This window comes from Corynebacterium sp. HMSC05C01 (assembly GCF_001807155.1).
GTDB lineage: Bacteria > Actinomycetota > Actinomycetes > Mycobacteriales > Mycobacteriaceae > Corynebacterium > Corynebacterium coyleae.
The window spans coordinates 18,433-44,266 of sequence record NZ_KV787969.1; the positions used below are offsets into that span (position 1 = coordinate 18,433).

The 25,834-nt window shown below is 59.6% G+C and carries 20 protein-coding genes; 9 read left to right on the forward strand and 11 right to left on the reverse strand.

The genetic code is table 11. The features are described from left to right. Window position 1: 1 nt before the first annotated feature. The 4 genes from rplT to uvrA form a co-directional block, all read right to left on the reverse strand. Window positions 2-388 carry a 50S ribosomal protein L20 gene (gene rplT / locus HMPREF3145_RS09045; RefSeq protein WP_070422916.1) on the reverse strand — a complete coding sequence of 129 codons (387 nt, stop codon included), beginning with the start codon at window positions 386-388 and terminating at the stop codon, window positions 2-4. A 52-nt stretch (window positions 389-440) separates the two neighbouring features. Then, window positions 441-635, reverse strand: coding sequence for a 50S ribosomal protein L35 (gene rpmI, locus HMPREF3145_RS09050; protein ID WP_070422917.1), 195 nt, complete (start codon window positions 633-635; stop codon window positions 441-443). A 36-nt stretch (window positions 636-671) separates the two neighbouring features. After that, window positions 672-1,193 carry a translation initiation factor IF-3 gene (infC, locus tag HMPREF3145_RS09055; protein ID WP_083279489.1) on the reverse strand — a complete coding sequence of 174 codons (522 nt, stop codon included), beginning with the start codon at window positions 1,191-1,193 and terminating at the stop codon, window positions 672-674. A gap of 282 nt (window positions 1,194-1,475) precedes the next feature. Then, window positions 1,476-4,334 carry an excinuclease ABC subunit UvrA gene (gene uvrA / locus HMPREF3145_RS09060; RefSeq protein ID WP_070423016.1) on the reverse strand — a complete coding sequence of 953 codons (2,859 nt, stop codon included), beginning with the start codon at window positions 4,332-4,334 and terminating at the stop codon, window positions 1,476-1,478. Between the two features lie 83 nt (window positions 4,335-4,417). On the opposite strand from uvrA, the gene HMPREF3145_RS09065 reads away from it, so the two are divergent. From HMPREF3145_RS09065 to HMPREF3145_RS09075, 3 genes are all read left to right on the forward strand, one after another. Beyond that, a complete protein-coding gene (locus tag HMPREF3145_RS09065) occupies window positions 4,418-5,020 on the forward strand; it encodes an MBL fold metallo-hydrolase (protein WP_070422919.1) in 603 nt (200 codons plus the stop codon). A gap of 97 nt (window positions 5,021-5,117) precedes the next feature. After that, window positions 5,118-6,146, forward strand: a complete 1,029-nt coding sequence (locus HMPREF3145_RS09070) for a DoxX family protein (RefSeq protein ID WP_070422920.1) — start codon at window positions 5,118-5,120, stop codon at window positions 6,144-6,146. Between the two features lie 75 nt (window positions 6,147-6,221). Then, a complete protein-coding gene (locus HMPREF3145_RS09075; protein WP_070422921.1) occupies window positions 6,222-8,411 on the forward strand; it encodes a HelD family protein in 2,190 nt (729 codons plus the stop codon). 12 nt (window positions 8,412-8,423) lie between these two features. Here HMPREF3145_RS09075 and HMPREF3145_RS09080 read toward each other — a convergent pair whose 3' ends face one another. Genes HMPREF3145_RS09080 through uvrB form a run of 3 tightly spaced genes read right to left on the reverse strand, consistent with a single transcriptional unit; the run spans window position 8,424 to window position 11,507 of the window. Next, a complete protein-coding gene (locus HMPREF3145_RS09080; protein ID WP_070422922.1) occupies window positions 8,424-8,870 on the reverse strand; it encodes a universal stress protein in 447 nt (148 codons plus the stop codon). Between the two features lie 60 nt (window positions 8,871-8,930). Beyond that, on the reverse strand, window positions 8,931-9,389 hold the full coding sequence (locus HMPREF3145_RS09085; protein WP_070422923.1) for a universal stress protein: 459 nt from the start codon (window positions 9,387-9,389) through the stop codon (window positions 8,931-8,933). A gap of 18 nt (window positions 9,390-9,407) precedes the next feature. After that, window positions 9,408-11,507 carry an excinuclease ABC subunit UvrB gene (uvrB, locus tag HMPREF3145_RS09090; RefSeq protein ID WP_070422924.1) on the reverse strand — a complete coding sequence of 700 codons (2,100 nt, stop codon included), beginning with the start codon at window positions 11,505-11,507 and terminating at the stop codon, window positions 9,408-9,410. A 148-nt stretch (window positions 11,508-11,655) separates the two neighbouring features. Between uvrB and HMPREF3145_RS09095 the strand changes: the two genes are divergently transcribed. From HMPREF3145_RS09095 to HMPREF3145_RS09115, 5 genes are read left to right on the forward strand one after another with little or no spacing between them, the layout of a single operon-like run. Then, window positions 11,656-13,200 carry an ABC transporter substrate-binding protein gene (locus tag HMPREF3145_RS09095; RefSeq protein WP_224212741.1) on the forward strand — a complete coding sequence of 515 codons (1,545 nt, stop codon included), beginning with the start codon at window positions 11,656-11,658 and terminating at the stop codon, window positions 13,198-13,200. Between the two features lie 6 nt (window positions 13,201-13,206). Continuing rightward, window positions 13,207-14,154 carry an ABC transporter permease gene (locus HMPREF3145_RS09100; protein WP_070422926.1) on the forward strand — a complete coding sequence of 316 codons (948 nt, stop codon included), beginning with the start codon at window positions 13,207-13,209 and terminating at the stop codon, window positions 14,152-14,154. After that, complete coding sequence (locus tag HMPREF3145_RS09105; protein WP_070422927.1) at window positions 14,154-15,143, forward strand: ABC transporter permease; 990 nt, start codon at window positions 14,154-14,156, stop codon at window positions 15,141-15,143. The genes HMPREF3145_RS09100 and HMPREF3145_RS09105 overlap by 1 nt, the downstream gene beginning before the upstream one ends. A 19-nt stretch (window positions 15,144-15,162) precedes the next feature. Further along, window positions 15,163-16,812, forward strand: coding sequence for an ABC transporter ATP-binding protein (locus HMPREF3145_RS09110; protein WP_070422928.1), 1,650 nt, complete (start codon window positions 15,163-15,165; stop codon window positions 16,810-16,812). 24 nt (window positions 16,813-16,836) lie between these two features. Then, the gene (locus tag HMPREF3145_RS09115; protein WP_083279490.1) at window positions 16,837-18,573 is read left to right on the forward strand and encodes a choline/carnitine O-acyltransferase; all 1,737 of its coding nucleotides are present in this window, start codon (window positions 16,837-16,839) and stop codon (window positions 18,571-18,573) included. A gap of 6 nt (window positions 18,574-18,579) precedes the next feature. On the opposite strand, the gene HMPREF3145_RS09120 is transcribed toward HMPREF3145_RS09115, so the two are convergent. The 3 genes from HMPREF3145_RS09120 to rpsA all read right to left on the reverse strand — a co-directional run bounded on the left by HMPREF3145_RS09120 (window position 18,580) and on the right by rpsA (window position 21,168). Beyond that, entirely contained in the window at window positions 18,580-18,933 is a 354-nt protein-coding gene (locus HMPREF3145_RS09120; protein WP_070422929.1) for a DUF4259 domain-containing protein, read from the reverse strand. Between the two features lie 77 nt (window positions 18,934-19,010). After that, window positions 19,011-19,604: a dephospho-CoA kinase gene (gene coaE, locus HMPREF3145_RS09125; RefSeq protein ID WP_070422930.1), complete on the reverse strand. Its 594-nt coding sequence runs from the start codon at window positions 19,602-19,604 to the stop codon at window positions 19,011-19,013. A 100-nt stretch (window positions 19,605-19,704) separates the two neighbouring features. Further along, on the reverse strand, window positions 19,705-21,168 hold the full coding sequence (gene rpsA / locus HMPREF3145_RS09130) for a 30S ribosomal protein S1 (RefSeq protein ID WP_070422931.1): 1,464 nt from the start codon (window positions 21,166-21,168) through the stop codon (window positions 19,705-19,707). Window positions 21,169-21,459: 291 nt separating this feature from the next. Here rpsA and HMPREF3145_RS09135 point away from each other — a divergent pair, with 291 nt between their 5' ends. Continuing rightward, the gene (locus HMPREF3145_RS09135) at window positions 21,460-22,692 is read left to right on the forward strand and encodes a YkvI family membrane protein (RefSeq protein WP_070422932.1); all 1,233 of its coding nucleotides are present in this window, start codon (window positions 21,460-21,462) and stop codon (window positions 22,690-22,692) included. A 435-nt stretch (window positions 22,693-23,127) separates the two neighbouring features. Here the strand turns inward: HMPREF3145_RS09135 and polA are convergent, their stop codons facing one another. Then, window positions 23,128-25,731, reverse strand: a complete 2,604-nt coding sequence (polA, locus tag HMPREF3145_RS09140) for a DNA polymerase I (protein ID WP_070423018.1) — start codon at window positions 25,729-25,731, stop codon at window positions 23,128-23,130. Window positions 25,732-25,834: the final 103 nt, after the last annotated feature.

Below are 25,834 nucleotides of genomic sequence, written 5' to 3' on the forward strand. Positions count from 1 at the left end.
CTTATGCGGCGTTCTTCGGAGCGTTGACGTCCTCCGGCAGAGCGTTCTTTGCAACCTCGCACAGGGCGGAGAATGCAGCGAAGTCGCTGACAGCGAGCTCGGCGAGGATCTTGCGGTCGACCTCAACCTCAGCCAGCTTCAGGCCGTGGATGAGGCGGTTGTAGGTGATGCCGTTCATGCGTGCACCAGCATTGATGCGCTGGATCCACAGCTTGCGGAACTCACCCTTGCGCTTACGACGGTCGCGGTAAGCGTAGGTCTGGGAGTGCAGCCACTGTTCCTTAGCCTTGCGGTAGAGGCGGGAACGCTGGCCACGGTAGCCCTTCGCGGACTTGAGGATTGCGCGGCGCTTCTTCTTAGCATTGACTGAACGCTTCACACGTGCCATGAGTCAAACTTCCTTTTCTTATCTCGTAATCGGTTGATTGATCGGGCAGTGCTTAGGACATGCCGAGGAGGCGCTTTGCGCGCTTGACGTCAGCCTTAGCGACGTCGGTGGTGCCGGAGAGCTTGCGGCGACGCTTCGAGGAGAGCTTCTCGTTCAGGTGGCGCTTACCAGCCTGCTCGCGGCGCAGCTTGCCCTTGCCGTTGACCTTGATGCGCTTTGCGGTGCCCTTGTGGGTCTTCTGCTTCATGGTGAAAGCCCTTCAGAGTGTCGGTTATTTCAAAACTTACTTTTTGCCCTTGCGAGCCGGTCCGAAGACCATCGTCATGTTGCGGCCGTCCTGCTTCGGGCGGGACTCGACCACACCCAACTCGCCGATATCCTCAGCGAGACGCTCCAGCAGGCGGTAGCCCAGCTCAGGGCGGGACTGCTCGCGACCGCGGAACATGATGGTGACCTTGACCTTGTTGCCCTTCTCCAGGAAGCGCTCAACATTGCCCTTCTTGGTCTGGTAGTCGTGCTCATCGATCTTGGGACGGAACTTCTGTTCCTTGACCACGGTCTGCTGCTGGTTCTTACGGGCCTCGCGGGCCTTCTGATCCTGCTCGTACTTGAACTTGCCGTAGTCCATGATCTTGGCCACAGGCGGCTTAGCGTTCGGCGCCACCTCAACCAAGTCGAGATCCGCTTCGTACGCCAGCTTGCGGGCATCATCCGTACGGACAATGCCGACCTGCTCGCCGGACGGGCCGACAAGGCGAACTTCGGGGACGCGGATTCGATCGTTAATCCGAGCTTCAGCGCTGATGAGAACTCCTAGAGACTTTGAGAAACAATGTTGTTGCCGCTCTGGGTCACATTTGGGGTGATCTCACACGAAAAACCCGCTCACCGGAATCCGGTGGCGGGAGATCGTCCAGGCATGCCAACATGCGGCATACCGTTTGACCCGTATCCAACTGTGCTTTGCAGCAAGCGGCTTGGGGTGGGATTCACTCCTCTTGTGGCCCGCGTACCCGTCAAACGGACACGCTGGGCGGTGCGAAGTGAATAGTACACGCATTACACGCGTGCACCAAATCGAGCTCTCCTACCCTTTTATCAACACATCCTGGAGGAACTCGCCGGTGAAGGACCCTTCGACCTTGGCCACGTCCTCCGGGGTGCCCTGCGCAACCACGGTGCCGCCGCCTGAGCCACCTTCCGGACCCATGTCAATGATCCAGTCAGCGGACTTGATCACATCCAGGTTGTGCTCAATGACCAGCACGGTATTGCCCTTCTCCACCAGCCCGTTGAGCACCAGCATGAGTTTGCGGATGTCTTCGAAGTGCAGGCCGGTGGTCGGCTCGTCGAGAATGTAGATCGTGCGACCGTTAGAACGCTTCTGCAGCTCCGCGGCGAGTTTTACGCGCTGTGCCTCACCGCCGGACAGCGTGGTTGCGCTCTGCCCGAGTCGGACGTAGCCGAGACCGACATCTACCAGCGTTTGCAGGTAGCGGTGGATCGAGGTGATCGGCTCGAAGAACTCGGTTGCCTCGGAGATCGGCATGTCGAGCACCTCGGCGATGTTCTTGCCCTTGTAGCGCACTTCAAGCGTCTCGCGGTTGTAACGTGCACCCTGGCACACTTCGCACGGGACGTAAACGTCCGGCAGGAAGTTCATCTCGATCTTGATCGTGCCGTCGCCACGACAAGCCTCACAGCGGCCGCCCTTGACGTTGAAGGAGAATCGCCCGGCCTTGTAACCTCGAACCTTCGCCTCCTGAGTCTCGGCGAACAGGTTACGAATTTTGTCAAACACGCCCGTGTATGTCGCGGGGTTCGACCGCGGCGTGCGCCCAATCGGGCTCTGGTCCACCTGCACGAGTTTGTCCAGGTGCTCCAGGCCTTCGACCTTCTTCACACGCCCGGGCACTTGGCGCGCACCGTTCAGTTGGTTTTGCAGGGTTTTCGCCAGAATCTGGTTCACCAGCGTCGACTTGCCCGAGCCCGATACACCCGTGACAGCCACAAGTACGCCCAGCGGGATACTCACATCGACGTTGTCTAGGTTGTTCTCGCGGGCACCAACAACCTTGAGCATGCGCTGCTTATCGACGACACGTCGCTGCTCCGGAACCTCAATCTTCTTACGTCCCGCCAGGTAATCACCAGTGAGCGAGTCCTTCGCCTTCAGGATGCCCGCCGGATCTCCCTGGTAGACCACCTCACCGCCATACTCGCCAGCCTTGGGTCCGATATCGACGAGCCAGTCGGCCTCACGGATCGTGTCCTCGTCGTGCTCGACAACAACGAGCGTGTTGCCGAGGTCGCGCAGCTTCTTCAGCGTTGCGATCAGGCGCTGGTTGTCTCGCTGGTGCAGTCCAATGGACGGCTCGTCAAGCACGTACAGGACGCCGGCCAAACCGGAACCGATTTGCGTCGCCAAGCGAATGCGCTGTGCTTCACCACCGGACAGCGTGCTGGCAGAGCGCGCGAGCGTCAGATAGTTCAGGCCGACGTCGAGCAGGAAGTGCAAGCGCGCCTGGATTTCTCGCAGCACTGCGCCAGCAATCATTTCCTCGCGGTAGCCCAACACCAGGTTGTCCAGGTACTCGGACGCATCCTCGATGGACAATTCCGTCAGCCCTGCGATGGACTTCTCCCCGTGCGTCGTTGATGCGAGACGCACTGCGAGGATCTCCGGCTTCAGGCGGGCACCCTTACAGGTCGGGCACGGCACCTCGCGGGTAAACGCAAGGAGGCGCTCTTTTTGCGTATCCGATTCGGCCTGTTCAAGCTTGCGCTCGATGTAGCCCACAATGCCCTCGTAGGCGGCGGTGTAGGAACGTTGACGGCCGAAGCGGTTCTTGTACCGGACGTTGATCTTGGTCGACGAGCCGTGAATCAGGTGTTTTTGCTGCGTCTTGGTCAGCGAGCTCAGCGGCGCGTTCGCATCAAAACCTTCTTCCTTCGCCAGCGCTTCGATGAGTTTGGTGAAGTACTTCTTGTTCGGGCTCGAGTTCCACGGCTGGAACGCGTCAACCGCAGGCGCATCTGGGTCGGGAATAATCAGGTCAACGTCGATCTCCTTGCGCATACCGAGACCGTCGCAGGCCGGGCAAGCGCCGAAAGGCGAGTTGAACGAGAAGGCACGTGGCTCATACTCCTCCACGTTGAGCTTGTGCCCGTTCGGGCAGGCCATCTTCTCGGAGAAGATCTGCACGCGCTCCGGATCGTCGGCGTCAAGATCGACAAAGTCGAACCCTACAAGGCCGTCCGCCAGCTTCAGCGCTGTCTCCACGGAGTCAGTGAGACGCTGCTTTTGGCTCGCCTTGACCATCAAGCGGTCCACCACAACGTCGATGTTGTGCTTGATCTGCTTTTCCAATTTCGGCGGGTCGGTGAGTTGGTAGGTCTCCCCGTCCACGTTCACACGCGCATAACCCTGGGCGGCGAGGTCTGCAAACAGGTCCTGGAACTCACCCTTACGCTTGCGCACGATCGGCGCAAGCACCTGGAATTTCGTGCGCTCTTCGTACTCAAGAATTCGGTCAACGATCTGCTGTGGGGTCTGTCGCTCAATCACAGCGTCACATTCCGGACAGTGGGCGGTACCCGCACGCGAGTACAGCAAACGCAGGTAGTCGTAGATCTCAGTAATCGTGCCTACCGTCGAGCGCGGGTTGCGGTTGGTTGACTTCTGGTCAATGGACACCGCTGGGCTTAACCCATCGATGTAGTCGACGTCGGGCTTGTCCATCTGCCCCAGGAACATGCGGGCATAGGACGACAGCGACTCAACGTAGCGGCGCTGGCCTTCGGCGAAGATGGTATCGAAGGCCAGCGAGGACTTGCCCGAGCCCGACAGTCCGGTGAACACCGCCATTTTGTCGCGGGGCAACTCGACATCTACGCCCTTGAGGTTGTGTTCCCGAGCACCACGCACAATAAGTTTGTCGGCCACGTCTTCGCCTTTCGTCGATTCGTACTCCCAAGAAACTACCAACGTCGCGCGCTATACAAACATTCCTTACTACTGTGGCGGGCATGAGTACTTCGCTGAAGCTGCACCAGGTTTCCGTATCCGCCATGGACAACAACTGCTACCTTCTCTCTTCCGGGGAGCAAGGTTTGCTTATCGACGCCGCCGACGAGCCCGACACCCTCCTCACCATGGCCCGCGACGCCGGTGTGGAAATTACCGCGGTTCTCACAACACACCGCCACCACGACCACACTCGCGCTTTGGAAGCTGTGTTGGAAGCAACCGGCGCCACACACTACGCACCGTTTTTGGATGCCCCTGCACTTCCCGTCGCCCCCGATGTGGAACTGCGCGACGGTGACACCATCGAGTTCGCCGGCCATCGCATTCCTGTGGGTATCTTGCGCGGGCACACTCCCGGCGGCGCGTTTATCGCGGTAGACATCGACGGCGCCCCGAACCTTTTCGTGGGCGACTCCCTATTCCCGGGGGGCTTGGGCAAAACCCAGTCCGAGGGTGATTTCGTGCGACTCTTCAACGATGTGAAACAGAAGCTTTTCGACGCCTTCCCCGACGACGCAATCGTTCGCCCTGGCCACGGAAAACCCACCACGCTGGGCGCAGAACGGCCGCACCTTGACGAGTGGTGGGAGCGTCGCTGGTAAGTGGCGTTGTGCAATAGGACACAGCTGGCCTGGCGCAAAATCGCTACACTCGGTGGGAGCACAATCAGCTACAAAACGTAAGGATTTGGGTACATATATGATTCGCAAAATCGCACGCCCAATGCTGGCATCGGTCTACGTGATCGACGGCGTTGAGACGTTGTTGAACCCGGCAGCCCACAAGGACTCCGCAAATACTGTCCTGAAGAAGCTGCGCACCGCTGTTCCAGCCGAGTACCGCGGCTTCGTTCCGGAGGATCCGGAATCCGCCGCAAAGATTGTCGGCGGCGTTAAGGCTGGCGCTGGCTCCCTGTTCGCAATCGGCAAGTTCCCGCGCCTGTCCGCCACCCTGCTGGCTGCAACCGCGATCCCGACGGTGATTGGCCGCCACGCATTCTGGGAGGCCGACAGCGAGGAAGAGAAGGCTCGTCGTCGCAGTGGCGCCCTGACCGACCTCGGTCTTGCTGGTGGCGTGCTGCTGGCAACTGTTGATACGGCTGGCAAGCCGAACATGAAGTGGCGTGCACAGAACGCCGCTTCCGTTGCGCAGAAGAACATCAAGCAGGCGCTGCCGACCAAGTCTGAGACCGAGAAGGCCTTTGACAAGGCTGGTGACTGGTTCTCTGACCGCACCGACCAGGTTGCCGATTACATCGACGACAACAAGGGCGACTGGAAGAAGGCCGCTTCCAAGGCCGGCGATACCGCTAGCGACTGGTTCGACGACGCTAAGAAGCAGGCTTCGAGCTTCCTTTCCGACGCTGGTGACTGGCTCGATGACGCTGCAGACAAGGCAGAGGGCAAGGTCGATGACCTGAAGCCGTCGAAGATCCAGCAGTTCAAGGCGAAGCGCAAGGTCAACAGCGTTGTTGGTGACCTGCAGGATCAGCTCAACGATCTGCAGCCGTCTACTCTGGACAAGTTCAAGGCGAAGCGCAAGGTCAACAAAGCAACCGCGAAGGCTCAGGACAAGGCGCAGGGTGCCATCGACAAGCTGGAGAAGGCTTGGGACAAGCTCGATGCTGATCCGTCCTGGATCACCAAGCTGAAGTGGAAGCGTAAGGCCAAGAAGGCTGAGAAGCGCGCGAAGAAGCTGGTGAAGAAGGCTCAGAAGAAGCTCAGCTAAGCACTGAACTTAGTTGAACGTTACGGCCCCGAGGCGTTGGGAATATTTCCCGCCTCGGGGTTGTTTGTTTTGGGGATGCAGGATTTACAGCACAATCTTTCACCTGACCCCGTCGCCGACGAGCAGTCTCACGCGGATACGTTGTTCGCACACCTCGACGCCGAGGTGGCTCGTGCCCGTGCGAGGCTCGAAGAGGTTCAGCGTGATGTTGACCCGGACAACCCGGATTCGGACGCTCTTGTGCGGCGAGAAACTGAGTACCACGGCCTCAATGCCAAATTGGACACGCTTGGCGTTGCTGAAGCCGGGCTTGTCTTTGGGCGCATTGACGTTGCAGACGATGAGCCCGAAAATCCAGTGCCGGGGCGTGAGGATTTGGACCGGCGCTACATTGGTCGACTCGGCATTGACGACCGCGAGGATAACTACCGCACGTTGTTGCTCGATTGGCGTGCCCCGCTCGCACGCCCCTTCTACCTTGCGACGACCGCCCACCCAGAGGGCGTGGAGACGCGCCGAAATATCCGCATGCGGGGGCGCAAGGTTACTGCGGTAGATGACGAGGTGCTGTCCGGCGACAACGCAGACACATCGGTGGCCGGGGTTGGCTCTGAGGCTGCGCTTCGCCGTGCGATGAATGAAGCGCGCACGGGTCATATGCGCTCAATCGTGGAGACGATCCAGCGCGAGCAGGACGAGATCATCCGCGATCCAACCCGCGGCGTGATGGTTGTACAGGGCGGTCCGGGTACGGGCAAGACTGCGGTTGCCCTGCACCGTATTGCCTATTTGATGTACACGTGGCGCGAGCAGCTCAGCCGCACCGGCGTGCTTATCGTGGGTCCGAACCCGGCGTTTTTGGAGTACATCTCCCGTGTGTTGCCGGAGCTCGGCGAGACTGGCGTAGTGCTTTCCACTGCTGATCAACTCGTCCCCGGGTTTACGCCTACGGGCAGCGATTCGATCGCGGCTCGGGAGGTGAAGGGGTCGGAGGAGATGGTGACGATTCTCAAGCGCGCCGTGCAAGCCTACGAAACTGTTCCCGACAAGCCGGTCGTGCTGACGATTGATTCAGTAGCCATTGAGGCCACGCCCGCCATGATCAAGGCCGCGCGCACTCGCGCACGTCGCTCCCGCCGGCCGCACAATCAGGCGCGTCCGTTCTTTGCAGAACACCTCACCCAATCGCTGGCGGAGGCTTTGGCCCAAAAGATTGGTGAAGATCCCCTCGGTGGTGCCAACCTGCTGTCTGCTGCAGACGTAGATCAGCTCCACGATGACCTCGCCGATGAGCCACAGGTGCTAGCGCTTATCGACGAGCACTTCCCCGAGCTCGACCCCACCGACCTACTCGGTGAGTTCCTCACCGATGAGGATGCGATTGCGCACGCTGCTTACGACTACGACGACTACACACGTGCGGCGCTGCTGCGCTCCCCGGAGGAGGACTTCTCCCCCGCCGATACTGCACTTGTGGACGAACTGGCGGTGCTGATCGGCACCGTCGATCCGGAAGAAGCCCGCCGCAAGGAAGAAGCCGAGTGGCGCGAACTCGTGGAGGAGGCCGAAGACGCGCTGGATATCCTTGCCTCGTCCGAGTCCACCGATAACGATGACGACCAGTTTGAGGCGGAGATTCTTTCTGCGGCTGACGTGATCGACGCAGAGACGCTCGCTGCTCGTCAGCGGGTCACTGATAATCGTTCTACCGCGCAGCGCGCCAGTGCGGATCAAACATGGGCCTATGGACACATCATCGTCGACGAGGCGCAGGAGTTATCCCCAATGGAATGGCGCATGGTGTTTCGCCGGTGCCCGGCAAGGTGGATGACCCTTGTCGGAGATACCGCGCAGACTTCCTCGCCAGCAGGCGTGGACGATTGGACCGCAGCACTCGAACGCTTTGTGGGTCAGCGCTTCCGTCTCCACGAGCTGACGGTGAACTACCGCACGCCGAAGGAAATCTCAGATTATGCGGCGGAAGTTCTGACACAAATTGATCCGGAGGCGACTGCACCGACGGCAATCCGATCCACCGGCATTCCGGTTGATTTTCTTCCGGCAGGTGCGGAGGTCGTCGACAAGCGGGATGGGTTGCATGCGGTGATCGATGTGCACAACGTCGACGAGATGAAAGGCCTCGAATTCGACCACGTCACCGTGGTGGAGCCACAAAAAATCGTAGAGGCCTCGCCACAAGGGTGGCAAGACCTCTACGTCGCTGTCACCCGCGCCACGCAGACGCTGACGGTGATCGGGAACTAAGCGGGAAACCGCTTAGTTCACGGTGTGGACGATCATGACGTCGCAGTTGGACTGACGCGCGACATCAGCCGGCACCGAACCGAGCAGACGGCCGGTCAGCGAGTTGATGCCACGGTTACCGACGATGAGCAGGTCAGCGTTGTTGTCGTTGACGATCGCCATGAGCGCCTCAACCGGGGTACCCGGACGGGTCGCGGTCTGGACGTCGGGTGCACCGAAGGAACGTGCGTGCTCAGCGGCACCCTCAAGGTTCTCTAGAGCCTTCTGGTCACCGAGGATGGTCACGGAGTCCTGGCGCAGGGCCTTGGCAGCCTCATCCTCGTTCTCGTAGTAGGCGGTGCCGATAACGAGGGTGGAGCCGAATGCAGCAGCCAACTTAGCGGCACGCTCTACGGCCAGGAGGGACGACTTGGACCCGTCGGAGCCAACAACAATGGTCTTGTACGGGGAATCGGCCATGTGGAAATCACCTTTCAAGATTACGGCGCGGATATCGGGGACATTCTACCCACGAAGGATTTAATTGTGTCCCTCAGACCGGGTATCGACGAGCATGACATCCACCGGCGCCTTCTTCGCCACGTTGCCCGGGATATTGCCGAAGATCCGGCCCGCCATGGAACGCATGCCCTTGTTACCTACAACGAGCAGATCAACGTCATATTCCTGCACCGATTCCACCAGCACGGTCGCGGGTTGGCCGCCTGAGGAGACCAGGTTGATTTCCTTCGCCTGCTCCTCTTCAGCAATCTTCTTTGCCTCAGCCAAAATGTTGCGCGCGTTCGTCTCCGTCACGATGTCGACACGGCTGAGCTCCGCGTTGGTGGAGTTCAGCATCGACCCAGACGCCGTGTAGTGCGCGCAGATAATCGTGAGTTTCGCGTCGTACACGCGTGCAAGGCTTGCGGCGGCACGCACGGCGACCATGGAAGTCGGTGAACCGTCAGTACCGACGGCGATAGAAGTGTAGGTGTGCATGAGGATTCTGTCCTTTCGCTAATTTCCTGTGTCTTTAATACCACGCAGTTCGCGTTTGAGGTCAGCGATCTCATCCCTGAGGCGTCCCGCCAGCTCAAACTTCAGTTCCCGAGCGGCGTCGCGCATCTGGACGGTGAGGTCGTCGATAAGCTTTTGCACCTCGTCAGAGGCCATGTTCGCCACATCTGGCTTCTCCGCGACAGCGGTGTCTGAACTCAGCGACGCTGGCGCGTCCGCATCCGCGTTCTCGTAGACCTGATCCAAAATGTCGGCGATAGCCTTGCGCAGTGGCTGCGGGTCGATGCCGTGTTCCTTGTTATATGCGATTTGTTTTTCGCGGCGACGCTCGGTCTCGTCGATTGCTTCCTGCATCGATTCGGTGATCTGGTCCGCGTACATGATGACCTCGCCGGAGACGTTTCGGGCTGCACGACCGATCGTCTGGATGAGCGACTTCGTCGACCGCAGGAAACCTTCCTTATCGGCGTCGAGGATGGCGACGAGCGAAACTTCAGGCAGGTCGAGGCCCTCACGCAGGAGGTTAATGCCGACCAAGACGTCGAACTCGCCAAGGCGCAGCTGGCGTAGCAGTTCGACACGCTGCAGGGTATCAATGTCCGAGTGCAGGTAGCGGACCTTGATGCCGTTATCCAGCAGGTAATCGGTGAGATCCTCGGCCATGCGCTTTGTCAGTGTGGTCACAAGCACGCGTTCGTTTTTGTCCGTGCGGCCGCGGATTTCGTCGATAAGGTCATCGATCTGTCCCTTCGTCGGCTTCACGGTGACCTTCGGGTCTACCAGGCCAGTCGGGCGGATGACCTGCTCGACGAACTCGCCTTGCGCTGCCTCAAGCTCGTAGTCGCCCGGGGTCGCGGACATGTAGACCGTCTGGCCGACGCGCGCTTCGAACTCATCAAACGTCAGCGGGCGGTTATCCACCGCGGACGGCAAACGGAACCCGAACTCCACCAGGTTGCGCTTTCGCGACATATCACCCTCGAACATGCCACCGATCTGTGGGACGGTGACGTGCGACTCGTCGATAATGGTGAGGAAGTCTTCCGGGAAGTAGTCGATCAGTGTCGCCGGCGCAGAGCCCGCGGGGCGACCATCCATGTGGCGCGAGTAGTTCTCAATGCCGGAGCAGAACCCGACCTGCTGGATCATCTCCAGGTCATACTCAGTGCGCATACGCAGGCGCTGAGCCTCCAACAACTTTCCTTTGTTCTCCAACTCCTCGAGGCGGTCTGCAAGCTCTTCTTTAATCGCCTCGATCGCCTTTTCCATGCGCTCGTCAGTGGCCACATAGTGCGTTGCCGGGAAGATCCGGACCTCGTCTTCCTGGCTGAGCACATCGCCCGTCAACGGGTGGATGTAGTAAAGCGAATCCACTTCGTCGCCAAAGAACTCCACACGCACCGCGACTTCTTCGTAGGCCGGAATAATGTCCACGGTGTCGCCTTTGACGCGGAAGGTACCGCGCTTGAAGTCGATGTCGTTGCGTTCATATTGGACGTCGACAAGCAGGCGGAGGAAGCGATCACGTTCCACCTCTTCCCCGACGCGCAGGACAACGGAGCGATCCAGGTACGACTGCGGGGTACCCAAGCCATAGATGCAGGACACCGAGGACACCACGACGACGTCGCGGCGCGACAACAATGCGGAGGTTGCGGAGTGACGGAGGCGCTCGACGTCGTCGTTAATGGACGAATCCTTTTCAATGTAGGTATCCGTCTGCGCGATGTAGGCCTCCGGTTGGTAGTAGTCGTAGTACGACACGAAGTACTCCACCGCATTGTTCGGCAGCAGTTGGCGAAGCTCGTTGGCCAACTGCGCAGCCAACGTCTTGTTCGGCGCCATCACAAGGGTGGGGCGCTGTTGCTTTTCGATCAGCCATGCCGCAGTTGCGGACTTACCGGTACCGGTCGCACCCAGTAGCACGACATCGCGCTCGCCGCGGTTGAGGCGTTCATCCAACTCGGCAATGGCGCGCGGCTGGTCGCCAGAGGGTTGGAACTCTGACACCACCTCGAATGGTTTTTCGCGCCGCTCAATCTCACCGACAGGGCGAAACTCGGACTGCGCGAGGACTGGATGTTCAGCAGCAAAAGCCATGCTCGCCAGTGTATCGACGAAACCAAAAACTGGATCTATAAGTAAATCTGCTTGCAGGCAATCACTAAAGACAATACCTTTGTACTTATAGATTTAACAGCGCACTACCAGCGCACGTCGGAAAGTACAGGTGAAGCGTTCTATGCAGATGACTCGAAGACAGATGCTGCGGGCGACCGTGCTGGGTGGAGCGACCCTTGCCTTGGCGTCGTGTACCACCGCCCCCGTCGAGGAGATAAACACCTCTGGTCCACCTCGTCGCGGCGGCAGGCTCCGGGTGGGGCTCGTCGGAGGTTCTTCCACCGACACCGTAGATGCGCACATTCCAACGAGTGCTTCTGACGGCACGCGTTTGATCAACATGTACGACTCGCTCGTACGCTACGACACCAACTACGACCTGCAGTACCGCCTCGCCACGGCTATTGAGCCAAACGACGACGCGACGGTGTGGACCATCACGCTGCGCGATGGTGTGCAGTTCTCAGACGGTCGACCGGTGCGCCCTGAGGACGTCATATTCTCCTACGACCGTATTCGCGATCCCGACAACCCGAAGTCCGGTGCTGCATCGATCAACCACATCGAATCGATGGAGGTCACCGGACCGAATGAGTTGCGCATCTACCTCAATGCCCCGGACGCGACGCTCATTGACAGTCTTGCCGAGTATCAAATGGGCATCGTGCCGGAGGACTACGATCCCAAGAACCCGATCGGCAGCGGCCCTTTCAAGCTTGAGCACTTCTCCCCCGGCCAGTCGACGAAGATGGTGCGCAACGAGAACTTCTGGGGAGAGACTCCCTACCTAGACAGCGTTGTCATCATCGACTTCCAGGAGGAGGACGCCATGCTCAACGCATTGCTGTCTTCCCAGGTTGACGCAATCGGCAGCCTGAACCACTCGCTTGCACGTGTGATCGATGCAGACCCGCGCTTGGACACCCTCATTTCGCAGACCGGCATGTGGTTGCCGCTGACGATGCGCGTGGACGTTGCACCGTTTGATGATGTCCGCGTGCGCCGCGCCATGCGCCTTGCCGCGGACCGCCCGCAATTGGTGGACCAGGTCTACTCCGGCGAAGGTCAAGTGGGCAACGACATGTTCAGCCCGTACGACCCCGCCTACCCGGAGGACATTCCCCAGCGTGGGCAGAATATCGAGGAGGCCAAGCGTCTTCTCGCGGAGGCGGGCTACCCGGACGGTATCGATGTCACCCTCAACGCCGCTGAAATCCAGACCGGCGCGTTACGTAGCGCCCAGGTATACGCAGAGCAGGTCCGTCCTGCTGGCATCAACGTAACTATTAACCAGGTTGATTCCTCGACATTCTTCGCCGACGGCAACTACCTGGAGTACCCGTTCGCGTTGTCGTTCTACTACACGCGAAACTTCCTCCAGCAGGTCAACCAGTGTGCAACGGCGGATTCACCGTTTAACGAGACCCACTGGGTGGACCCGGAGTTCACTGCGTTGGCCAACGAGGCCCGAACGATTGTCGACGACGAAAAACGCAGCGAAATGATCCACGAGCTGCAGCAGCGTCTCTACGACGACGGCGGCTACATCATCTGGGGCTTTGCTAACCAGATTGACGCGTACCACAAATACGTGGTGGGGCTTCAAACCCACCCCGGCGGTATGCCGCTGGGCCAGGCCATGTTCGAGCGAGTTTGGATTGCGGAGGCATAAGCACACATGGGCAAGTTCATTCTTCGCAGGCTCGGGGTGAGTGTCTTCATCCTGTTCGCTGTATCCGTCATCATTTTCTGCGCGACGTTGCTTCTGCCTGGCTCGCCGGCCACGGCAATTTTGGGCCAGCAGGCAACGCCGGAACGTATCGCGGCGCTCGAGGCAGAAATGAATCTCGACCAGCCTCCGGTCACCCGCTACTTGCTGTGGCTGGGAGGCATTTTCACCGGTGACTTGGGCACATCGACGTCCACCGGTGGCCCAGTTTCTGAACTGCTTGGCGAGCCACTGGTGAATTCGCTGGTACTCATGCTGCTCGCCGCGGCAATTTCGATCCCTGTCGGCGTGCTCCTGGGTGTGTATGCGGCGTGGTGGCGCGGTTACAAGCGCGATTCGGCGATCACCTGGGTGACGTTGATTCTCGCTGCGCTGCCGGAGTTCGTCATCGGTATCGCACTGGTCACGTTGTTCGCTACCTCGGTGTTCCAAATTTTGCCGGCAGTGACCATGTCACCTCCGGGCAGTCGTGTGTGGGAGTTCCCAATGCAGCTGGTGTTGCCAACCTTGACTCTCGCGTTCGTCGTCACGCCTTATGTGGCGCGTATGACTCGCGCAACGATGATCGAGGCACTGGAATCGGGCTACGTCGAGATGGCGCGACTGAAAGGCGTGCCCGAGCGTCGCGTGGTGTTCCGTCATGCGCTGCCCCACGCGGTCGGGCCCATTGCACAGGTCGTCGCAATCCAGCTCGCGTGGCTGGCTGGCGGCATTGTGGTCGTCGAGTATCTGTTCCGCTACCCCGGCCTCGGCGTCGCGCTCATCGATGCGGTGAACTACCGCGACGTACAAGTTGTTCAGGCTGTCTCACTGCTGATCGCCGCGGTATATGTCGTGGTCAACCTACTGGCGGACCTTGTCAGCATTGCGGCTAACCCGAAGTTGAGGAGTAACTGATGTCTGCACCAGTACACCCCCAAGAACCAGGGAAAACCCCGAAACCCGTGGTCGACGATTCTGAACTGAAAACGTCGGTGTCCAAGCCGGAACCATTGCTGTCCCGAATTTGGGCACAGTCCGAAGGCAAGGTCGGACTCGTCTTGACGGGGCTTGTCATCGCGTTGGCGGTCGTCGGGTATTTCTTCGCCGAGCAGATCACCGGTCGCAGCACAACGGAGTTCATCGGCCTGCCATTTACGGACATCGGAGTGTTTGGCACCGATAACCTTGGCCGTTCGGTGCTGTCTCGCTTCGTTGCCGGTGGCCTCATCCTGTTGGTGACCGCGTTTTTGGCCACGGTCCTCGGCATGGTTGTCGGCACCATCATCGGCATGATTGCGGGATACGCAGGTGGCAAAGTCGATTCGGTGCTGATGCGGCTCAACGACGTGATTTTGGCGTTCCCACAGCTAATTTTTGCCATGTTGGCCATCGTTATTTTTGGCCCCTCAGCAACCGTGCTCGTCCTGGTCATTGGTTTGACGCACGCGCCTCGCATTGCCCGTGTGGCACGTGCTGCGACGATGTCCGTGACAAACGAGGACTACATCCGCGCCGCCCAGATGTATTCGGTGCCGCACTGGAGAATTCTCATCCAGGAGATCGCGCCCAACATCACCGGCCCGCTGGCTGTGGAGGCGGGTCTGCGTCTGACCTACTCCATTGGTTCGATTGCCTCGCTGTCCTTCCTTGGCCTTGGCATCCAGCCGCCGGCTGCGGACTGGGGTTTGATGATCAACGAGAACCGCATCGCACTATCGCTGCAGCCGTGGGGCGTGCTTCTGCCGGTGGCTGCGGTTGCTGTGCTGACTATCGGCACCAACATGTTGGCCGACGCCACAGCGCGCGCCACCGCAACCACTGCTACACCGCCAAAGCGCGGCCGCAACCAGACCATCGACCCGGAACGGGTGCCGAAGCACGAGCCCATCCGCCACAACGGATAGCAGCAAAGGGGAATGACGAATGACTACCGCGATATCCGCGAACCAAGACGGCAACACCAAGTCGTCAGATGATTTTGTGCTCAGCGTGAGCGACCTTCGCCTGGGCACGTTGGAAGGCGCTGAGATCCTCCACGGTGTGGACTACACGCTGAAACGGGGCGAGATTGTCTGTCTAGTCGGCGAGTCCGGCTCGGGCAAAACTACTGCCGGTTTGGCTGCTATGGGTCATCTTCGCCCGGGACTGATGCTTTTCGACGGCACCGTGACCCTCCATTCCGCAAACGGAACCGACTATGACGTCCTCAACCTCAGCGAAGCTGATCTGCGGGAACTTCGCGGCAGCCGCATCGCGTATGTGCCGCAGGATCCGGCACTGAGTTTGAACCCGACGATGCGTATCGGTGAACAGATCCGTGAAGTGCTCGACGTGCACTCCTTCGATGGCGATGCTGGTGCTCGTGTCCGCGAAGTCATGCGCGACGTGGATTTGCCGGACACCGACGAATACTTGGCCCGTTGGCCGCACCAGCTCTCTGGTGGCCAACAGCAGCGCGTCGGTATCGCAATGGCGTTCGCCATGTACCCGGACGTGCTGATTCTCGACGAGCCTACGACCGGCCTCGACGTATCCACCCAAGCCCACGTGCTGGACACCGTGCGCGAGATGACGCACAAGAACGACATCGCTTCGTTGTACATCACGCACGATCTTGCAGTGGTGGCTGAGTTGGCGGACCGTGTCGTGGTTATGCTGCGCGGTGACATCGTCGAAGAAGGCCCTGCGCAGGCGGTGCTGTACAACCCACAGCACCCGTATACTCAAAAGCTTCTCGCCGCGATTCCAGATTTGCCGGGTCGAAAGAACATCACCGGCCACGGCATCGCCTCTGCCGTCCAGGTTGAGGAGCGCGATAGCGCTGCCCCGCTGCTGCAGGTGAACAATCTGGAGATGGCCTACGGCGACAACAAGGTCCTCCACGGCATTGATCTCACGCTCGAGGAGGGTGAGTCGATTCTTCTGCTCGGCGAGTCTGGCTCCGGCAAGACAACGTTGGCTCGATCAATCGCAGGTCTCAACCCTGGCTACACCGGAGAGGTGCGCCTGCGGGGCGAACTGCTTGAGCACGGCAGCCGCGAGCGCACCGTGGATCAGCGTCAGTACGTTCAGTACATCTTCCAGTCGCCGTTTTCCTCGTTGAACCCGCGGCGCACGATCGGTGAGTCGCTGAGCGTGCCACTTGTCATGTCGGGCAAGTTGTCGCGGAAGGAGCACCGCAGGGTCGTCGAGGACGTCTTGGAAGCTGTCCAGCTCGACCGGAGTTTCTACGACCGTCGCCCGGGTGATCTGTCCGGTGGTGAGCGCCAACGCGCTGCGATTGGGCGTGCGCTCGTGAATGCTCCTGACGTGTTGGTGTGCGACGAGATCACGTCGGCTCTCGATGTGTCGGTCCAGGCATCGATCCTCGAGCTTCTTGCAGACCTTCGCGCAGAGCGCGGTCTATCGATGCTGTTTGTCACCCACAACATTGCGCTGGCACGTCACACCGCCACGCGTATTGCGGTGCTGAACAAGGGCGTTATCGTGGACGAAGGGCCAGTCGATGATGTTCTTGAGCGGCCAACGCACGAGTACACCAAGTCCTTGTTAGCAAATATCCCGGAACTTTAACTCTCTTTGAAGAAAGGCTTTTAAGTGCCTATTACTCCGCACCCGTTGACGCGCGATCTGAAAGCTTTGCCAGTTCCGGATCTTTCGTCCACGCTCGAGGCTTACATTCATGCGCTTGAGGCGGTTCTCGACGAGACCGAGCTTGCAGAAGCGAAGGCGATCGTCGCTGACTTCGCGCAGTCGCAAGCCCCGCGTCTCGACGAGGCACTGCGGCAGCGCGCAGCAACCCGTGAGGCCGAAGGCACGAACTGGCTTTCCGACGAGTGGTATTCGAGCTACCTGGCAACCCGTGGGCCACTGACACTGACGACGAACGTGGGTTTCCAGCTGGCGCTGCCATCTGAGGAGACTGGCTTGGACCGTGTGGTTGACGGCATCCGGCGAGCGTTGGTTGTTCACCTCCAAGCTGCGGGAGATGACTTGCCGGACTACGTGGACGCGCGCGGCAACCGCATTACCCAAGACCAGTGGTTTGTCTTTGGCGGAGGGCTGCGCCACCCGAGTGCCGGTGAGGATGAGATCATCGTCGCCACCGCAGGCACTGCCAACCGCGAGATCGGCGTGTTTGTCGATGGGCACCTTTACGCAGTACCCGTGACCGACGAGGCTGGCGAGCCGATTGCAGCTCCGAACCTGCGAAACGCGCTTGAGACGGTTCTGGACGCCCCGCGCAAGCAGAGCGTGGACTTCAACGCGGCATCGCTGCTCGGCTCCGAAACGCTTGCAGAAGTACTGCCGGACATGTTGGCACAGGGCGACAACGGCGATGTGTACAAACGTCTGCAGGAGTTCCTCTTCACCGTCGACCTGATCGACTACGGAGTAACCACACACGCTTCCGACGAGGAGCGGATCAACGAACTGACCTTCCTCCCCCGTGGTGCATGGACGTACAAGCCGCTGAGCTACCAGTTCAGCCTGACAGATCCCTGGAGTGCAGTGCACGTTGAGCACTCGTGCCAGGACGGCGGAACCCTCGTTACCGCGATCACGCGCATGCAAGAAGCGGAGATCGGTGTCGGCGCAGATTTCGTCGCAAAGCCGCAGGAACTGCGCTGGGATCTCGATAACGCGCTCACCACGCGCATCGAGAAGAGCGTTGCCGAGGTTGCGGGCGCGGCGGAGAAATTGCGTACCCGCATCGTGCACGTGCCGTTTGACCAGCCTGCGGACCTGCCGTTGAAGTTCAGCCGCGATGCTTCAGCGCAGTTAATGATGACTATCGCGCAGCAACTGACCTACGGCCGAGTACGCGCGGCATATGAGGCCGTTGACATGCGTGAGTTCCGTGCCGGACGCACGGAGTGCTTGCGCGCCGCCACACCCGAGGCTGCTGCTTTTGCGCGAGCGCTTGTGGAGGGTACGGCTGAACAGGCTGGCCTCGAGGCCGCCATCAACGCGCATCGGGCATGGGTGAAGCGGTGCAAGTCTGGCAACGGCTTCGACCGACATATCCAGATGATGGCGACTATCGACGACACTCACGCATTCTTCAACGACACGCGTGTAACCGCTGCTCGTCGCGATTTCTTATCCACGACCTCGATCGGCGGCGCAGCTCAGATCGCTCGCTACTGCTTCGCACCGGCATTGCCAGAAGGATTCGGCATCGCGTATACCCCGCTGCACGACGATACGGAGTATTGCGTCTCCTGGAACGCAGCGACTGCCGAACAGCCGGAAGAGTTCCTGGCCAACCTGACAAAGGCCGGCGAGTTGCTCTGGCAGTTCTGCGCTACGTTGAGCACAAACGCTGAGTAAGGACAGTCAGACGGCGTACTTTCGCACTTCGGCAAGCCACTGGTCAAGTTCGCCTGCGTCCTCCCACATGGAGTAGAGCTCCGAACCACCTGGTCGAAGAATCGAACGGGCGCGCCGCCTGATCCACTGCCGGTCGTCGAATGTGAACGGCGAATCGACGCCGGCACCACTATGTCGCTCGGGGAAATGTCCGTTAAGCATGGCAGCAAGCGCGATGACGGATGCAGCCTCATCAGTTCCCAGAGACCCAAGACCACAATCGAAACGGAATTGGGCAATGTCGAATGTGCCGTTGACCACTGCGTCAACCGCTTCGATTGCGGGGTCGTTATCAAACGGCCCTGTATCCCAAGTTCCCATACCGCGTCACGCTAAAAGGCGTAGGTAAATCAATGATTGCCACAGAGTGAATTTCCGCGGTATTTACGGTAAGAACCTCACGCGTTAATCATCCGTACAACCTTTTCTACCTGTGCTGCGAGTGCCTCGAGCGGCCCGTTGTTATCCACAATGATGTCGGCTGCCGCCCGTCGGGTGTCGTCGTCAATCTGCTGCGCGATGCGCGCCCGCGCGTCCGATTCCGTGAGCCCTCGCTTGTCGACGAGCCTGCGTACCCGCTCGTCCACATCAACATCGACGACGACCGTGATGTCCATGTCGTGGTGTAGGCCGAGATCCACAAGCAACGGCATGTCGTAAATCACCGCGCGAGCGCCTGCCTTCTCTGCCTCATCGAATCGCCGGTTGGATTCAGCGCGGATGGCCGGGTGCGTTAAAGCGTTCAATTTCTCCGTTTGCTCCGTCGAAGAGAAAGCGCGTTTCGCCAGCTCTGCGCGGTTTAAGGCGCCGGTGTCGTCGATAAGATCCTCGCCAAAAACCTCCGCGACCTGTGCGAGCACCGGTGAGCCTGGTTCCATGATCTCTCGTGCGATCTGGTCGGCGTCCACGACCGGGAAACCTTCCTTCCCTAGCATTCGCGCAACTGTGGATTTGCCGCTGCCGATTCCGCCCGTGAGTCCAACTTTCTTCATGCATGTGAAGATAGCAAAGCGCCCCGCCCACCATGACGGTGATGCGGGGCGCTAACGCTGATTACTTAAGGGCAATCCCTAAGCACGAACTCGTCGTGGCTTAGTTGCCAGCAAGCTTGTCGCGCAGAGCAGCGAGCTGCTCGTCGGAAGCCAGCGAGCCGATGTTCTCCTCAGCCTGGTCAGCTGCCGGAGCTGCAGCTGCAGACTCAGAGGAGTAGTTGGCCTGATCGCCAGCCTGCTCTGCAGCCTCGGCTGCAGCGGCGCGGTGACGCTCGATCTGGGCAGCGTGTGCCTGGTGGCGACGCTCTGCTTCGGCGTAACGAGCCTCCCACTGCTGGCGAGCCTCGTCGTAGCCTTCCATCCACTCGTTGGTCTCCGGGTCGAAGCCCTCCGGGAAGATGTAGTTGCCCTGCTCGTCGTAGGAGTCGGCCATGCCGTAGCGAGACGGATCGAACTCTTCGACGAAGTCCTCGTCAGCCTGCTTGAGCGACAGGGAGATACGACGACGGTCCAGGTCGATGTCGATGACCTTGACCATGACCTCTTCGTTGACGTTCACAACCTGGTCCGGAACCTCGACGTGGCGCTGAGCCAGCTCGGAGATGTGGACGAGGCCCTCGATGCCCTCTTCGACGCGGACAAACGCACCGAACGGAACCAGCTTGGTGACCTTGCCCGGAACGATCTGGCCCACAGCGTGGGTGCGGGCGAAGACGCGCCACGGATCCTCCTGGGTCGCCTTCAGCGACAGGGAGACGCGCTCGCGGTCGAGATCGACGTCGAGCACCTCGACAGTGACCTCGTCGCCAACAGCGACAACCTCGGACGGGTGGTCGATGTGCTTCCAGGACAGCTCGGAGACGTGGACGAGGCCGTCAACGCCGCCGAGGTCAACGAATGCACCGAAGTTGACGATGGAGGACACGACGCCCTTGCGGACCTGGCCCTTCTGCAGCTGGTGCAGGAAGTCGGAGCGGACCGCAGACTGGGTCTCCTCCAGGTAAGCACGACGGGACAGGACCACGTTGTTGCGGTGCTTGTCCAGCTCGATGATCTTTGCCTCGAGCTCCTGGCCGATGTACGGATCCAGGTCGCGAACACGACGCATTTCGACCAGCGATGCCGGCAGGAAGCCGCGCAGGCCGATGTCGAGGATGAGGCCGCCCTTGACGACCTCGATGACCGTACCGGTAACCGGCTGGTCGTTGGCCTGCAGCTCCTCGATGGTGCCCCAAGCACGCTCGTACTGAGCACGCTTCTTGGACAGCATCAGGCGGCCTTCCTTGTCCTCCTTGGTCAGGACAAGCGCGTCGATCTCATCGCCGACCTCGACCACGTCTTCCGGGTCGACGTCGTGCTTGATGGAGAGCTCGCGGGTGAGGATGATGCCCTCGGTCTTGTAGCCGATGTCGAGCAGGACCTCGTCGTGGTCAACCTTGACCACGGTGCCGGTGACGATGTCACCGTCGTTGAAGTACTTGATGGTCTCGTCGACTGCGGCGAGGAATTCCTCAGGGCCACCGATGTCGTTGATGGCAACCTGGGGTGCGTTGGTAGTGCGCATAAGTAGTATGTGCTCCGAAAAAATAGGAGATCGTGATTGGACAGAAGCGTCTCTCTCAGCAGCGTAAGCGCCGAAACGCTCGCGATTGCTGATCTCGCAGCGGGCTGGTCGCCACACCCTCCTATTACGATGGACGCCAAGCTCGCGCGTAGACACGCCCGCACGAGTGTAGACACTTTCCGCAGCTAGAGCAAATGATCTGAGCCCCCGGGCACTGCAACGCAGTTTATAAGCAAGGGACTACCATGACGCAAGTCCATAACTCTACAACTCAGAAAGTGTGTTCACTCTATGTGGAAACGCAGCCTTGCCGTCGCAGCATCGTTCGTCGGCATCGTCGTCGGAGCGGGTTTTGCCTCCGGCATGGAAGCACTCCAATACTTCGTCGCCTACGGCACCCAGGGCTTTTGGGGCGTGATCGTTGCTGGCGTGACCATGCTGCTAGCCGCCACCGCGTTTGTCACATTCGGGTCGTATTTCCTCGCCGACGAACACAATGAAGTCTTCTACAAGGTGGCATCGAAGCCCGCCGCGTTTCTCATGGACTGGTCTGCGGTTATCTGCATGTTCTCCGTCGGCTTTGTCATGTTTGCTGGCGCAGGCTCGAACCTGAACCAAGCATTCGACTGGCAGATTTGGGTGGGCGCGGTACTCATGCTTGTACTGATGCTTATCGTCGGCCGGTTCGACGTTGACCGCGTCGCCTCCGTCATCGCTTGGGCAACTCCCCTGCTGGTGATCTTCGTGCTCATCGGCGCGATTTATTCGTTCACCCAGATCAGCGTCGACTGGTCTGAGGTGGATAACTTTGCACGTAACGAGGTAAACCGCGCTGACGGCACCCCGTTTTGGTTCTTGGGCGCACTCAACCACACGGGACTAAACGCCCTATGTGGTGTCTCAATGGCGATCGTGATGGCCGGTGATGAGTTTGACACGAAGAGCACGCGCATTGGCGGAGTCCTTGGTGGACTCATTTACGTGGCACTTCTTGCCCTTCTTGTAGCCGCGCTGCTCATGCAGGTCGAGGTAGTTAACGGCCATGACATGCCACTTTTGACCGTTCTGGATAACGTCCACCCAGTCCTGGGCTTCATCATGACCTGGGTGATCTTCCTCATGGTGTTCAACACCTGTTTGGGCATGTTCTACGCGCTGGCAAAGCGACTCACCAGGAAGAACCCAGAGCGCTTCTACCCGGTCTATGCCATCGCCTGCATTGTCGGTTTTGGCCTTTCCTTCGCCGGCTTCCAGCCACTCGTTTCCAACCTGTACCCGATCCTGGGCTACCTCGGCCTGTTCGTGATGACAGTGATGACCGTCGTCTACTTCCGCCACCGCACCCGCCTGAAAGAAGAAGGCGAGCGCCGCGCTCATGCGGTCGAAGCAGCGCTTGACGACGACACCTCGGAAGAGATTGAAGATCTCGCCGAAGACTCCAATCTCGAGGAGGATGAATTTAAAGAAGCAGTTGAAGACGCCATCGAGGATGCCTCCAACGAGAAAACCGTCAGTGACACATAGACCAATCAGGCCTCGCCAACACCCCAGCGGGGGTAGGTGTCGGGGGTAGAAATTTGGCACTTACCCCCACGTAACTAAAGGATCCAAAAAGCCGTTCACCTGTCCACATAAGCTGCGACTTATTAGACATTCCGTCACATACTTAACAGTTACTGTGCATTGCTTGTGCGCCCGCTCAGTAGCAATTAAGGTTTTACCTGGTTCTTGAGGAATAGCCCCAGAACAGAGTGAAATATAAGCACTGTCTGAGGCTCGGTACCTAATCGAGAATCCCGCCGCTAGGTGGTAACAAAATAGAAAAAGGAAATGGCCTGGGGGGTTGGGCCACGTCGGGGGATACGGTAACTGGGGACGCCGTACTCGAGGCGGGCATCAGATGAAGTTTGCGTGCTTCACGTGATGCCCGCCTCGTGCTTTCCCGAAACGTACTCGCGGTTAGTGCGCCGCCTCTTCCCAGTTTGCGCCAGTACCTGCAGACACCTCTAGCGGTACGAGGAGTTCGATTGCCTTGTCCATTTCGCGCTCCACGATCGCTTGGACAGCGTCTAGCTCGCCCGGGGCAACCTCGAGCACCAACTCATCGTGCACCTGTAGGAGGACACGTGATGCGTAGTCCCGCAAGGCGTCGTCGACACGAAGCATCGCAACCTTGATGATGTCCGCAGCAGTGCCCTGGATCGGGGCATTCAGCGCTGCACGCTCGGCGTTCTCCCGCGCGATTCGGTTGTCACTTGTGAGTTCCGGCAAGTAGCGGCGGCGACCGAACACAGTCGAGGTGTAGCCGTCGCGACGCGCCTGCTCGACAACCTCATCAAGGTAGCGCTTTACCCCGCCGAATCGTTCGAAGTAGTTCTCCATAATGCCCTTCGCCTCACCGGCGGAGATCGACAATTGTTGCGACAGGCCGTAAGCAGACAAGCCGTAGACGAGGCCGTAGGACATTGCCTTGACCCGGCGACGTAGCTCTGGCGTGACCTGATCGATCGGCACATCAAACACTCGGGACCCAACGAAGTTGTGCAGGTCCTCCCCCGCCCGGTACGCCTCGATCAGGCCCTCGTCTTGGCTAAGGTGCGCCATCACACGCATCTCAATCTGCGAGTAGTCGGCGGTAAGCAGGCACTCGTAGCCCTCGCCAACTACAAACGCAGAGCGAATCTTGCGCCCGGCTTCAGTACGCACGGGAATGTTCTGCAGGTTCGGCTCCGCCGAACTGAGACGCCCCGTCGAGGCCACAGTCTGATTAAACGTGGTGTGGATCCGGCCATCCGGCTGCACCGTCTTAATCAGGCCTTCCACCGTGGACTTCATCTTCTGGTGCTCACGGTGCGCGAGCAGATAATCAAGGAACGGGTGCGGATTCTTCTCTGCGAGTGCTTCGATCTCAGCCGCAGCAGTCGAGTAACCCGTTTTCGTCTTCTTCGTCTTCGGCAGCGCAAGCTTGTCAAAGAGCACGACAGAGAGCTGCTTCGGGCTAGACAGGTTCAGGTCCGGCTCGTCGACCAGCTGACGCGCCTGCTCTTCGACCTGCTCAACCTTATGCGTCAAGTCCTTGCGCAGCCCCTCCAGAACGTCCAGATCAACGGCGATGCCAATGTGCTCCATTTCCGCGAGCACCGTGACCAGTGGCAGTTCGAGGTCCGCGTACAACTCGTAAGAGTTGATCTCGCGCAGGTCCTTGGACAACTCTGCGGCAAGCTCCAGAATCGCCGCAGCCGCATCTACATCGCCCGAATCATCCAGCAAGCTCAGCTGATCAGAGCTGGTGCTGAGCTGGCGCTGCAGGTGACGCTGGTACACATCCTCGAGCGCATACGTGCGCTGGCCGGGACGCAGCAGATACGCCGCGATCGCAGTATCGTGCGCGATCCCCTGCAGCTCGATGCCGCGGCCACGCAGCATGTGATAGGCAGCCTTGGCTTCGTGCAGGAACTTCGGGTCATCCGACTCGAGCCAGGTCTTCAGCGCCTTGTCCTCATCAGCCGACAGATCGGCGGCAAGTTTCGCAATGCCGTGGCGCTGCTTATCGACGATAGCCAGCGCCGTCAGATCACCCGATCCAGGCGTCGCCGTACCGGAAAGGTACAGGGCAAGGCCTTGACCTTCATGAGACTTCAGCCAGGTGTCCAGAGACTCGTTATCAACCGTCACGTCAGCCAGCTCCACCGTCTCAGGTTCGGGTGCGCTGCCATCGGTCGGTACCGCGGCGAGCACGCGTTCGCGCAGATTCACGCCGAACTCGAGGTCGTCGAAACGCGCCGCAACCTGGGCGACATCGGCTGGCTTGAGTTCGAGATCACCCGGCGCCACGGGCAGTTCCACATCGGTGACCATTGCGGTGAGTTCGCGGTTCAATCGCACCTGGTCAATGCGTTCGCGGAAGTTGTTGGCTGCTTGCCCCTTCAACTCATCCGCATGCTCGATAAGCCCCTCGAGCGTGCCGTACTGCGTAATCCACTTGGTGGCGGTCTTCTCCCCCACTTTCGGCACATTCGGCAGGTTGTCTGACGGGTCGCCACGCAGGGCCGCGAAGTCCGGGTACTGCTCAGCCGTCAGGCCATATTTCTTCTCCACCTCCGCCGGGTTAAAGCGCGTCATCGTAGACACGCCACGCATTGGGTACAGGAGGGTCGTAGTGTCGTCGACAAGCTGGATGTAGTCGCGATCACCACTGACCAGAACAATCTCGTAGTCACCATCTGCACGAGCCTGGGTCACAAGCGTGGCGACGATATCGTCCGCCTCAAAGTTCTCCTTGCTCAACGTCACAATGCCGAGATCCCCCAGCACGTCCTCAATCAGCGGAACCTGGCCTTTAAACTCAGGTGGAGTAGCCTCACGCTGCGCCTTGTACTCCGGAAAGCGCTCCGTACGGAACGTCTTTCGGCCCACATCGAACGCGACAGCAGCGTGCGTCGGCTTTTCGTCGGAAAGAATATTGGCAAACATGGACAAGAATCCGTACACCGCATTCGTGTGCTGCCCACCCGACGTGGAGAAGTTCTCCGCAGGCAACGCATAGAACGCGCGGAAGGCCATCGAGTGGCCGTCGATCAACAGCAAACGCTTGGATTTTTCCGATGTTGTAGTCACGGTCAGCCAGTCTAGCGGGCGCCACGACACGACCTTCCGCACCTAATCC

Bases quoted from the DNA above. Each gene is read 5' to 3' on its own strand.
- HMPREF3145_RS09105 (WP_070422927.1), top strand. From the start codon at position 14,154: ATGTCTGCACCAGTACACCCCCAAGAACCAGGGAAAACCCCGAAACCC.
- HMPREF3145_RS09075 (WP_070422921.1), top strand. From the start codon at position 6,222: ATGCAGGATTTACAGCACAATCTTTCACCTGACCCCGTCGCCGACGAG.
- polA (WP_070423018.1), bottom strand. From the start codon at position 25,731: ATGGCCTTCCGCGCGTTCTATGCGTTGCCTGCGGAGAACTTCTCCACG.
- rplT (WP_070422916.1), bottom strand. From the start codon at position 388: ATGGCACGTGTGAAGCGTTCAGTCAATGCTAAGAAGAAGCGCCGCGCA.
- rpmI (WP_070422917.1), bottom strand. From the start codon at position 635: ATGAAGCAGAAGACCCACAAGGGCACCGCAAAGCGCATCAAGGTCAAC.
- HMPREF3145_RS09065 (WP_070422919.1), top strand. From the start codon at position 4,418: ATGAGTACTTCGCTGAAGCTGCACCAGGTTTCCGTATCCGCCATGGAC.
- HMPREF3145_RS09120 (WP_070422929.1), bottom strand. From the start codon at position 18,933: ATGGGAACTTGGGATACAGGGCCGTTTGATAACGACCCCGCAATCGAA.
- HMPREF3145_RS09110 (WP_070422928.1), top strand. From the start codon at position 15,163: ATGACTACCGCGATATCCGCGAACCAAGACGGCAACACCAAGTCGTCA.
- rpsA (WP_070422931.1), bottom strand. From the start codon at position 21,168: ATGCGCACTACCAACGCACCCCAGGTTGCCATCAACGACATCGGTGGC.
- HMPREF3145_RS09135 (WP_070422932.1), top strand. From the start codon at position 21,460: ATGTGGAAACGCAGCCTTGCCGTCGCAGCATCGTTCGTCGGCATCGTC.
- uvrB (WP_070422924.1), bottom strand. From the start codon at position 11,507: ATGGCTTTTGCTGCTGAACATCCAGTCCTCGCGCAGTCCGAGTTTCGC.
- HMPREF3145_RS09070 (WP_070422920.1), top strand. From the start codon at position 5,118: ATGATTCGCAAAATCGCACGCCCAATGCTGGCATCGGTCTACGTGATC.
- HMPREF3145_RS09095 (WP_224212741.1), top strand. From the start codon at position 11,656: ATGACTCGAAGACAGATGCTGCGGGCGACCGTGCTGGGTGGAGCGACC.
- HMPREF3145_RS09080 (WP_070422922.1), bottom strand. From the start codon at position 8,870: ATGGCCGATTCCCCGTACAAGACCATTGTTGTTGGCTCCGACGGGTCC.
- coaE (WP_070422930.1), bottom strand. From the start codon at position 19,604: ATGAAGAAAGTTGGACTCACGGGCGGAATCGGCAGCGGCAAATCCACA.
- HMPREF3145_RS09100 (WP_070422926.1), top strand. From the start codon at position 13,207: ATGGGCAAGTTCATTCTTCGCAGGCTCGGGGTGAGTGTCTTCATCCTG.
- HMPREF3145_RS09085 (WP_070422923.1), bottom strand. From the start codon at position 9,389: ATGCACACCTACACTTCTATCGCCGTCGGTACTGACGGTTCACCGACT.